Origin of the sequence: Marinobacterium sp. MBR-111, assembly GCF_040547585.1 — a bacterium.
GTDB classification, from domain to species: domain Bacteria; phylum Pseudomonadota; class Gammaproteobacteria; order Pseudomonadales; family Balneatricaceae; genus Marinobacterium; species Marinobacterium iners.
In genome coordinates, this window is record NZ_JBEPQA010000033.1 from 18,141 (window position 1) to 28,737 (window position 10,597).

14 protein-coding genes are annotated in these 10,597 nt (G+C 47.3%); 1 reads left to right on the top strand and 13 read right to left on the bottom strand.

All coding sequences use genetic code 11. The annotated features are described in order from the left end of the window. Nucleotides 1-21: 21 nt before the first annotated feature. The 8 genes from ABIE61_RS16850 to ABIE61_RS16885 form a co-directional block, all read right to left on the bottom strand. Entirely contained in the window at nucleotides 22-1,320 is a 1,299-nt protein-coding gene (locus tag ABIE61_RS16850) for a tyrosine-type recombinase/integrase (protein ID WP_354411621.1), read from the bottom strand. Nucleotides 1,321-1,679: 359 nt separating this feature from the next. Then, nucleotides 1,680-2,168 (bottom strand): hypothetical protein, encoded by a 489-nt coding sequence (locus ABIE61_RS16855; RefSeq protein ID WP_354411623.1) that lies wholly within the window; start codon nucleotides 2,166-2,168, stop codon nucleotides 1,680-1,682. A gap of 214 nt (nucleotides 2,169-2,382) precedes the next feature. After that, on the bottom strand, nucleotides 2,383-2,673 hold the full coding sequence (locus ABIE61_RS16860; protein WP_354411624.1) for a hypothetical protein: 291 nt from the start codon (nucleotides 2,671-2,673) through the stop codon (nucleotides 2,383-2,385). A gap of 317 nt (nucleotides 2,674-2,990) precedes the next feature. After that, on the bottom strand, nucleotides 2,991-3,446 hold the full coding sequence (locus ABIE61_RS16865) for a hypothetical protein (protein ID WP_354411626.1): 456 nt from the start codon (nucleotides 3,444-3,446) through the stop codon (nucleotides 2,991-2,993). Between the two features lie 26 nt (nucleotides 3,447-3,472). Continuing rightward, entirely contained in the window at nucleotides 3,473-4,069 is a 597-nt protein-coding gene (locus tag ABIE61_RS16870; RefSeq protein WP_354411646.1) for an RHS repeat-associated core domain-containing protein, read from the bottom strand. A gap of 15 nt (nucleotides 4,070-4,084) precedes the next feature. Beyond that, nucleotides 4,085-4,318, bottom strand: a complete 234-nt coding sequence (locus ABIE61_RS16875) for a hypothetical protein (protein ID WP_354411628.1) — start codon at nucleotides 4,316-4,318, stop codon at nucleotides 4,085-4,087. A gap of 75 nt (nucleotides 4,319-4,393) precedes the next feature. Then, the gene (locus tag ABIE61_RS16880) at nucleotides 4,394-4,807 is read right to left on the bottom strand and encodes a hypothetical protein (protein WP_354411631.1); all 414 of its coding nucleotides are present in this window, start codon (nucleotides 4,805-4,807) and stop codon (nucleotides 4,394-4,396) included. Nucleotide 4,808: 1 nt separating this feature from the next. Continuing rightward, nucleotides 4,809-5,630 (bottom strand): RHS repeat-associated core domain-containing protein, encoded by an 822-nt coding sequence (locus ABIE61_RS16885; protein ID WP_354411633.1) that lies wholly within the window; start codon nucleotides 5,628-5,630, stop codon nucleotides 4,809-4,811. A gap of 174 nt (nucleotides 5,631-5,804) precedes the next feature. On the opposite strand from ABIE61_RS16885, the gene ABIE61_RS16890 reads away from it, so the two are divergent. Then, nucleotides 5,805-7,010: an IS256 family transposase gene (locus ABIE61_RS16890; RefSeq protein WP_354411636.1), complete on the top strand. Its 1,206-nt coding sequence runs from the start codon at nucleotides 5,805-5,807 to the stop codon at nucleotides 7,008-7,010. A gap of 73 nt (nucleotides 7,011-7,083) precedes the next feature. Here ABIE61_RS16890 and ABIE61_RS16895 read toward each other — a convergent pair whose 3' ends face one another. From ABIE61_RS16895 to ABIE61_RS16915, 5 genes are all read right to left on the bottom strand, one after another. Continuing rightward, nucleotides 7,084-7,530 carry a hypothetical protein gene (locus ABIE61_RS16895; protein ID WP_354411639.1) on the bottom strand — a complete coding sequence of 149 codons (447 nt, stop codon included), beginning with the start codon at nucleotides 7,528-7,530 and terminating at the stop codon, nucleotides 7,084-7,086. A 40-nt stretch (nucleotides 7,531-7,570) separates the two neighbouring features. After that, the gene (locus ABIE61_RS16900; RefSeq protein WP_354411641.1) at nucleotides 7,571-8,296 is read right to left on the bottom strand and encodes an RHS repeat domain-containing protein; all 726 of its coding nucleotides are present in this window, start codon (nucleotides 8,294-8,296) and stop codon (nucleotides 7,571-7,573) included. A 248-nt stretch (nucleotides 8,297-8,544) separates the two neighbouring features. Then, a complete protein-coding gene (locus ABIE61_RS16905) occupies nucleotides 8,545-8,958 on the bottom strand; it encodes a hypothetical protein (protein WP_354411642.1) in 414 nt (137 codons plus the stop codon). A gap of 9 nt (nucleotides 8,959-8,967) precedes the next feature. Continuing rightward, nucleotides 8,968-9,990, bottom strand: a complete 1,023-nt coding sequence (locus ABIE61_RS16910) for an RHS repeat-associated core domain-containing protein (protein ID WP_354411643.1) — start codon at nucleotides 9,988-9,990, stop codon at nucleotides 8,968-8,970. Further along, entirely contained in the window at nucleotides 9,990-10,478 is a 489-nt protein-coding gene (locus ABIE61_RS16915; RefSeq protein WP_354411645.1) for a hypothetical protein, read from the bottom strand. Before ABIE61_RS16915 ends, ABIE61_RS16910 begins: the two co-directional genes overlap by 1 nt. Between the last annotated feature and the right edge of the window lie 119 nt (nucleotides 10,479-10,597).

Consider the following 10,597-nt stretch of genomic DNA (forward strand, 5'->3'; position numbering starts at 1 on the left):
TAGTTTCATGTTGACTACTCGTCAACTTTTCGTTGATTTCTTCGCTGCCGGATGAGTCCGCCTGTAAACAGCGTTGAGATCGCTGATCGTGACATGGGTATAGATCTGCGTGCTCTTGATATCCTGGTGTCCCAACAGCTCCTGGACATAGCGGATGTCGGCACCGTGCTTGAGCATGTGGGTTGCGCTGGCATGCCGCATGAGGTAGCAGGCTCCCTCCTTTCCGACGCCGGACCGGCGTACATATTCACCCACCAGGTCGGTCAGGGCGCTACGCTGGATACGTCGCCCCGCCCTCCCCAGGAACACGGCGATACCACTCTCCAGCGTGAGCTGCTCAGGACGAAGATCTTCGATGTATCGTTGTAACCAGTCCAAGGCCCTTGGCGCGATCGGTACCTTGCGATCCAGTGAGCCTTTGCCTTTTCGGATGGTGATCACCTGCTCCGTAAAGTCGATGTCAGCCAGATCAAGTTGAGCCAACTCACTGCGGCGTATACCGGTGGCGTAGTAGACCTCCAGAATCGCCCGGTCTCGCAGTCCCATACGGCCCTTGGCAAGCGTCTGGTGGAAGATCAGCTCGATCTCCTGCTCCGCTGGTATCACCAGGGGCAGCTTTCGAGGCACACGGGGTAGCGGAAACTTGCTGAAAAAATTGGACTGGATGATGTCGTAGTAACGCATGCATTTGAGGAAACCAGTCACCTCCATCAGGCGCATACGCTGTGTCGATAGATCGAGTGGCGTATGATCACGCGGTTTCCGATAGCGGTACAGGTAACGCCGATAGGCTTCCAGCAGCTCCAGATCGATACTGGTGATGGTCGTGACACCCTGATCTCCTGTGCGAGCAACTCGGCAAAGTCGACCTGAGGGCGTTCGGTGGTTAACGAAATGACTGGCATCCTGCCCGTCCGGGAACAGCACCATATTGGCGGCCTCCATCATCACGGCAATGGTACGCATGGCATCCAGTTCGGCGGCTGTGCCACACAATGCCAGGTAGACGCGCTCTATCCGGTGCTCCCTCAGTAGATCGAGATGTATTTGCTTGAAGGCATGACAGCTCATAAGCGCAATCACCCGCTGAAAGCCTTGCTGCCACCAGATCAGCGCCTCCAGCGGGTTCTTGCACAGGATTATCTCTTTGGCGTCCAGCAAGACCCGTTCGTTAAACAACCGGGTACGCTCAGTGATCCAGTACACCTGGTAGACCGAGCCTGCTTTCAACTTCGGAGTAATACGTTTGCCATAGGCTCCGGTAATACTCCCGTCCGCATCGAGGAAGGGAAACACGACACAACCCCGGAAGAAACTCATGCCCGGACAGCTTCAGCAACCCTAAGCGTTGAAGTGCCCCACGGGTATAGGCCTCCTGCTCGCGCTCCAAACGCTGTAATCGCAACCCCAGGGTACGGTCGCAGCCCCCCAGTCGAAAGTCGGACAGGAGGCGGTTCCTGAAGATGCCGTAGGTCAGTAAGAACCGCCGTGCCTGCTCATGATGAGCGAGAGCACGACGGTAGCGGTCGATAATCTGCTCGCACAGCAGATCATCGCTTGCTTGCGGATGTGTGATGCAGTGCTTTCCCCGGCCACCACTCATTGGCGGAATATAGGAGGGTGTCGCACTTCGGAGTTGAATTCACGGTGTCGCACTTCGGAGTTGAATTCGCGATTCACTACTCTACGAATACTTCTTCATGATTATTACCGTCATGTTTCTCAACAATTCTCAGTGTATCTGGAAACTCCATCTCATCCACATATTCAAAAAGAACAGAACTTCCATTCTCAAAATGCATCCTTATTCCAAACTCACAGGGGTAATCTTCTGTGAAATCTGAGGACTTTAGATAGGAAATCTTACAGATTTTTTGGTTGATTTTGTCAGACCAAAAAGTATTTTTCCCTACATTTGATAGAACGTATGATTCACCATATCTAGGCATTCCCCCTGCATTTACACCAACACTAAACCCTTCAGCATTTGCATCAAAGTAAATTGAATCTACAGTATCAAATTTCAATTCTATAGGACCATCAGCATTTTGCTGGTAGTCCTGAAGGTCAAAGTCGCTCTTAAATATCTGACGCATCACCGAGAAAATGCTCGCCCCCAAAATAGATCTTAATAAATCCAATTGGTTAGAAGGTAGTGAATTACTCATAAGATCACCATTATTTTAAATGATTAACAAAGGTATCAAATTTCCCATCAATAGTCCTAACACCCCTTCCTGTAGAGGTATCAAAACGTCTCGTACCTTTTGGCCGTTTCTGTATTTAGTTCTAACCACAGGGTTCTTCGAATTTAATACCTATCGAATTAAATCGTTTGCTCCTTCTTGCGTCTTAGGAATTCCTTGGTAAGCACGATCATTTCTATCCATTTTTCTTTAAGGCCTGAAGCGCTCTGGAATCTAACGAACCAGGCCTAGCTGGTCGAGCAGCACTTTGTACTATTTCCTCAATTATTTCTTTTACAGGCCCTTTGGCGACTTTTGCAGGCGGAATAATAATACTTGCAGAATCAAAGAACGCATCAAAACCTGTATATTCTTCTACTGGGTCGCAATCATTAGGAGCATTTGCTGGCGTAGAATTCAGCAATAAAGCTAAACCAGCCCCGATGCAAGGGACACAATATAGCCCTTTAGGTTCAATATTGCTCATTGGCTGCGTGGCGACCAAAGGGGTCGTTATCCCAACGCCAGACAATTTGGTTGTCACTGGCTCGGCTAATGCGTCGTGGGGTGTTGAGGTGATCCGTATGGATGTAATACTTCTCAACGCAGATACACGTGGAGTCAGTGCCCCACCGTTTGGAGAGCCTGTCACCATCACCGCCTCGCACACTAGTAGTGCGCTGTCCCCAAATGCAAACCCTGCTGGCCGGGCGTGCACACCGAAACCGGAAAGGTGTGCACGTGCTGCTGGCCAGCATGCATAATAATTAAAGTATTCCGCCCCTTATTTTTTGTAAAGGCACATTATAAGTTGCCATCAACAACATATGATATATTTACATTTCTCCATTTCTCAACCTTAGTTGGAATATCCTCAGTCGGAGGATAATAAACAATAAGACTATTATTTGAATTCCATTCAATTTTTATATTTTTTGGCCCATGCAACGTAAATATCCAATCATCATATTTATCAGGATCAAAGCCTTCCTTCTCTACTCGAAGGCTTAATACTCTAACGTAAGGAGTGGTCGCGCCACAGTTCCTTTCAAAGGACGTTAGAATATAAGACTTATCAGGTGATGCATTCTCAAATAGCAATTCACTGCTACACAAATCAGGTCCGCATCCTGATAATAAAAAAACAAAGCCGATGATAATAACTATCCATGGCCTTTTAATACCCCATGCATTCACAGTACTCAATACCCTTTTTATTAACCCGGCGGCAGTTTCTGTCGGCAAGAAGCCAGGAACCATACGGCCTCCAGCCTGATTTTACAGACCTAAATTGCCACCGGTTTAATAACCTGTTCTTGATCAGCAGGATCATCACCATAAGGATATCCTCCATACGGACTACCCAAGTCTGTCCTTGTAGGGTCGGCTTCCTGATTTGCCCATCCAGCAAATCTATACAAAACTTGATCGGGGAATTCAAATGCAGAACCTGTTGCCCCATAATTGAAGTTCCCGAAGTCTTCGTACTTTCTCCCTTTCTGTTTATAATCCCATGGCGCTTTTCCTCGTACCTGAGCTTTGAACCAGAAAGGATTATAACTACGATCAGCTATCCACATATTTATGTCGACAAAGGCCCCTGGTGGAGATGGTGGGACATTGCCACAGCGAGTTGGAGTCATCTTAGATGTGTAATAACCGCTAGGAGGAAGGGGACCTACAAAGTCATCACTATATTCTTCCAGCCCAAACGGATCTATCAACTGCAAGGGATTGGCACCAACGTACAGATAGGTGTTCAGCCCGCCTTCAAGCCCAATCGGATCAGACTCAATGTACCGCCCCGTACTGGGGTCGTAGTCCCTGAAGTAGTTGTAGTGTAACCCGGTTTCCTCATCGTAGTACTGCCCTGGGTAGCGCAGAGAGAAGGTGAATAGCTAACTGTCACCGTCCGGGTCTTCATTGGCTGTGTGGCGACCAAAGGGGTCGTTATCCCAACGCCAGACAATTTGGTTGTCACTGGCTCGGCTAATGCGACGTGGGGTGTTGAGGTGATCCGTATGGATGTAATACTTCTCAACGCCGATATACGTGGAGTCAGTACCCCACCGTTTGGAGAGCCTGTCACTTTCACCGGCCCCCACAGTTGTAGGCGCTGGTCCGAAATGCACACCCTGCTGGCCGGGAGTGCACACCTAAACCGGAAAAGTGTGCACGTCGTGCTGGTCAGAATGCACAAACCAAATCTACTCTGAGCCCATTTTTTCTTTTTCATTTAAATTTTTTCTATAATACCGTTCCCCTCGGGAAATAATAAAACTAAATATTATTGGGCTAGTCACAAGCAAGCTCTGAACACATATAGTAAACAAAAGATGGACTGAAAGTTTTTCTGGAGCATCATGATACAATACATAATAAAAACTGCTGAAGTATAAAATACAAAGCAGAATCACACTCAATATAAAAGCATAGATTGCCACCTTAATCTTCATTTTGCATACATATCCTATGTAAGCACCTGCCCACCATGCGTTAATAAATGCATAAGCGGCTTGGCTATCGGAATAAGAGAATAAATCCCTTATTCCGATATACACCATAATAAACGCTATAACATAGGCTACTGCTTGACCAAAGACAATTTTTGACTTAATCAAATTATTGCACCACTTTCACAGGAATATATCCATCAGGATCATTCAGGATATCTTTAAGTAGGCGATCTGTATCATCATTTCCAAGAATACCCCCTCCTAGATCTATACAACCAGCACTACCTTCGCTACGTCCGCCATGTATAAAAAATCCATCGCGCCCATAAGTATTGGTTCCACTATTAGGAGTTAATGGCATCCGCCAGTCTCCTTGGGTATTCCGCAATAAATCACCAAACAATCCTGGATTTGTTAGATTTCTATTATCTCCCGTATACTCACCTGAAGGAATAGGCCCTTCGTTCTTCTTAGTTTGATCTGTCGAGCCGTCCCGGCCAGAAGAAGCAGGAATGGTATATGGTGACTGGCCATTCTGAGGGTCAACGGTCAATGTTCCAGACGCATTATCATATGTCAAAGCCGTCAACCCGTAATGATCGATGTACTTAAGGGGGCTGTTGTAAACGTACGAATACGTATTCAGTCCAGCTCGTAGCCCTATCGGATCAGACTCAATGTATCTGCCGGTTGCGGGGTCATAATCCCTGAAGTAGTTGTAGTGTAACCCGGTTTCCTCATCGTAGTACTGCCCTGGGTAGCGCAGAGCGAAGGTGAATAGCTGACTGTCACCGTCCGGGTCTTCATTGGCTGTGTGGCGACCAAAGGGGTCGTTATCCCAACGCCAGACAATTTGGTTGTCACTGGCTCGGCTAATGCGACGTGGGGTGTTGAGGTGATCCGTATGGATGTAATACTTCTCAACGCCGATATACGTGGAGTCAGTACCCCACCGTTTGGAGAGCCTGTCACTTTCACCGGCCCCCACAGTTGTAGGCGCTGGCCCGAAATGCACACCCTGCTGGCCAGGCCTGCACACTAAAACCGGAAAAGTGTGCAGGCCGGACTGGTCAAAATGACCACACCAAATAAACTCCGACCATTTAGGTAGTGTTCAGAATTCTGTGTCATTTCTTTAGACTGAACCGAAAAGAGATGACTCATGACCAAACCTACGTTCGATATGGATGCCGCCCTTCAAGCTCTGCGCGAGGGCAAAGACCTCACCGGTAAAGACGGCATCCTGACCCCGTTGATCAAGCAACTCACCGAAGCCGCCATGCAAGGTGAGCTGGAGGCCCATCTGGCCGCTGAGGACGCGGTTAATCGCAAGAATGGCTCCAGCCGCAAGACCATAAAAGGACCGACCGGCAGCTTTGAGCTTGACGCTCCCAGAGACCGGGTTGGCTCCTTTGAGCCCCAGATCGTCAAGAAGCACCAGACTCACCTCACCGACGAACTGGAACGCAAAATCATCGCCCTGTTCGCACTCGGCAACAGCTATCAGGACATCCGCACCCACATCGCCGATCTGTATGGTGTGTCGCTCTCCAACGGCACCATCAACGCCGTTACCGACAAACTGGTACCGGAGCTGCAAGCCTGGCGTGAACGTGACCTGGAAGCCATTTACCCCATTGTCTGGCTCGACGCCATTCACTACAAAATCAAAGAGAATGGTCGCTATGTCAGCAAGGCGGTCTATACGCTCCTCGGCCTGAACATCGAGGGCAAGAAAGAGCTGCTCGGCCACTACCTCTCCGACCAGGAAGGCGCTCACCACTGGCTCAGCGTCCTCACCGACCTTTACAACCGGGGCGTTAAAGACATCCTGATTGCCTGTGTCGATGGCCTGAAGGGCTTCCCCGAAGCCATTGAATCAATCTACCCCGACACCGAGATCCAGCACTGCATCATCCACCAGATCCGAAACTCGATGAAGTACGTCGCCTCGAAAAACCAGAAAGCCTTTATGGCCGACCTGAAAGCCGTCTACAAGGCTGCTACGCTCAATGCCGCCGAACTCGCACTCGACGAGCTGGAAGCCAAGTGGGGCGATAAATACCCCATGGTCATCAAGTCCTGGCGGGGCAAGTGGCCCACGCTCTCGGCCTACTTCAAATACCCCGATTACGTGCGCAAGGCGATTTACACCACCAACGCCGTCGAGGCCGTACACCGCCAGTTCCGTAAGCTCACCAAGACCAAGGGCGGCTTTGCCAATGAGAACAGCTTACTCAAGCTGCTCTATGCCGGTATACTCAAGGCCTCCGAACGCTGGACGCACCCCGTGCAGAACTGGAACCTGACGCTGTCACAGATGGCCATCCACTTCCCCGGGCGCCTGGAACATCACATCAGCCTATGAGGCTGGTTGGCTGACACAGAGTTTTGAACACCCTCCCCATTTAGCCTATTAGGATAGGCCATATAGCAGCCATTTAATCCAGCTTATTAAGTTTGCATAATTTTTTTATTTTAATAAACTTCTCTGAAAAATCTCCATATATATCCACGGGAGCATCATAAATTTTCTGATTATCTGCAACGTATTTCAGAGCAGGAGTTAAGTCTTTTATTCTTGACGATATCATTTGAGGATCATGCTCAAGTAAATATATCACCATATCTAAAAAGCAACTCGAAAAATCAGCAGCTTCATGATCAGGGAAATCACCTGAAATAATAAAGTCTCTCAATCCTAAAACATAATAATCAAATACTCTTTTTGGCATAAATCTTATTTCGTAAACCAGTTCTATGCCATCTTTATGGAACTGGCTTTGTAGTTGCTCATTAGATCTACCAAAAAAAGACCCATAAGCACTTTTTTGATCAAGATCTTTCCAATACTCTCCCCAATCTTCTTCAGAAGGTATATTACCCATCAAACAGTCCTATATGGTAAAATGTGTTTACTTAATCTAGTTACACTGGTTTTTTTTGCTGCTCACACTGCTCAGCCAGTCTACGATACTTCTGCGCTCGTTGAAGCTCTTTCAAAATTTCCAGCTCATGCTTCCCAGGCATCCATCGGTCGTCCCACTGCTGGCGCAATTCAGCACACATTTGAGCCTGTTGCTGGAGGTTCCTCAAGTCTTGGCACTTATCACCGGATGGTGGCAATGGCCCCTTACATTGAGCCTTGTAATAGTCATACTCTACCTGTGCCTGGGGATCATCAATCCATTCCTTACTTTCAGGTGGCGCCTCATTTAGCTCTGCACTAGGTCCTGCTAGGAGCGCTAAGCCCGTTATACCTGCGAGTGTCGTCCAGAAACCAGCCGAGCTTCCGCCAGCAACAAACGGCAGTGCCAGCGCCGGTAACAATAATCCCGAGGGATCAGCGTAACGCACGGGATTCCCTCCAACATACCCATAGGTATTCAAACCGGCAGCTAATCCAATCGGATCACTCTCGATGTATCTGCCGGTTGCGGGGTCATAATCCCTGAAGTAGTTGTAGTGTAACCCGGTTTCCTCATCGTAGTACTGCCCTGGGTAGCGCAGAGAGAAGGTGAATAGCTGACTGTCACCGTCCGGGCCTTCATTGGCTGCGTGGCGACCAAAGGGGTCGTTATCCCAACGCCAGACAACTTGGTTGTCGCTAATGCGTCGCGGGGTGTTGAGGTGATCCGTATGGATGTAATACACCGCACCGCCGATACACGTGGAGCCATTGCTACACCCTTTGGAGAGTCTATCACTGTCACCGCATAACACACTTGTAGGCGCTGGCCCAAAATGCAAACCCCGCTGGTCAACTGTGACAACTGAAACCGGAAAAGAGTACAAACGCTGCTGGTGAAGATGACAACTTTTAGGGAAAGAAAAAGGCCAGCGACTTCGCTGGCCCTTTCAACCTAACTAGCATTCATGAATTGCCGAATCTAATAAACATTTCAAGAGTTGCCTAGCTTTGAAACTTCAATGTATTTGTTTTTAAGGGCCTTATCTACAGCAATAAATGCCTCAAAAGACGTTATCTTAAGAACCATTCGTTTCTTAATAAGCCACCTAATATCTTCATCAAGCTTAATGTCAGACCATGGAATGCAGACGGCCTTTACATATAGTTTAAAAAAAGGCGGATATATATATAGTCCCTCAGGTTGCAGAGAAATATACATACCGTTATACCAATCTCTATTTCCACTTTTATCCCAAAATAAGATCGAATCAAAGGTATCACTTTTAAAAGGAAGCTTACCATCAACTCCATACTCGACCGCAACATTTCGCCAAAGAGGTTTTTTAAACTCATCCCAAATTGCTAAAGCTAGAACTGCAAGAATTATGAGAATAAAAATTTCCATGGTATTTCCTTAGTGAAGCAGATCATAAACGTTTCCGCCTATCCATCTACCAATATCTCCCAGCACGGATGTCCTGTAAACTTCATGCCCAACTCCAACTGTTGCGCTGACGCCTTTACCTCTACCTACACCAAATTCAGCTATTGGATCATTAAAGCCATGAGTCCCATAGATACCATCTCCATTGGGATCGCAGTTTTCTGTTTCTGGTGTATAAACATAAGGCAAAGTGAGTGATCCTGACAATATTTTACCAGTACCAGAAATAGATGCTCCAGGGCCAATAAGGTTATCTACGGTATTATCTCCAAGCCCTATAACACCTCGACCAAAAATATTGACTCCCTTAGTACCCACACCGGCCTCAGGGGTAGCCACGATGATGAAATCTCCATTATGATCAAATGAAATAGTAATAGAACCACCTACCGCCTTACCTTTGTAAGAAGCGCCAAAACCTCCACTCAACCCCCAAGTAAAGAGTCCATAGGGATCACTATTTTTTAATGGATTTCCGCTCACATATGCATAAGTATTCAACCCTCCACCTACCCCAATCGGATCACTCTGAATATACCGTCCGATACTGGGATCATAATCCCTGAAATAGTTGTAGTGTAACCCGGTTTCCTCATCGTAGTACTGCCCTGGGTAGCGCAGAGAGAAGGTGAATAGCTGACTGTCACCATCTGGGTCTTCATTGGCTGTGTGGCGACCAAAGGGGTCGTTATCCCAACGCCAGACAATTTGGTTGTCACTGGCTCGGCTAATGCGTCGTGGAGTGTTGAGGTGATCCGTATGGATGTAATACTTCTCAACGCAGATACACGTGGAGTCAGTGCCCCACCGTTTGGAGAGCCTGTCACCATCACCGCCTCGCACACTAGTAGTGCGCTGTCCCCAAATGCAAACCCTGCTGGTGAACTGTGACAACTGAAACCGGAAAAGTGTGCAAACGCCGCTGGTGAAAATGACAGCTTTTAGGGAAAGAAAACGGCCTGCATTTGCAGGCCTTAGAATGAGAAAATTCACTACTCTACGAATACTTCTTCATGATTATTACCGTCATGTTTCTCAACAATTCTCAGTGTATCTGGAAACTCCATCTCATCTACATATTCAAAAACAACAGAACTTCCATTCTCAAAATGCATCCTTATTCCAAACTCACAGGGGTAATCTTCTGTGAAATCTGAGGACTTTAGATAGGAAATCTTGCAGATTTTTTGGTTGATTTTGTCAGACCAAAAAGAATTTCTCCCTACATTTGATAGAACATATGATTCACCATATCTAGGCATTCCCCCTGCATTTACACCAACGCTAAACCCTTCAGCATTTGCATCAAAGTAAATTGAATCTACAGTATCAAATTTCAATTCTATAGGACCATCAGCATTTTGCTGGTAGTCCTGAAGATCAAAGTCGCTCTTAAATATCTGACGCATCACCGAGACAATGCTCGCCCCCAAAATAGATCTTAATAAATCCAATTGGTTAGAAGGTAGTGAATTACTCATAAGATCACCATTATTTTAAATGATCGCGAATTCAACTCCGAAGTGCGACACCCGCCTATGCAGCCTGAAGGTATTCCTGGAATACAATTTCGGGCTGCCTGAACCCGAGGCATTTGCGA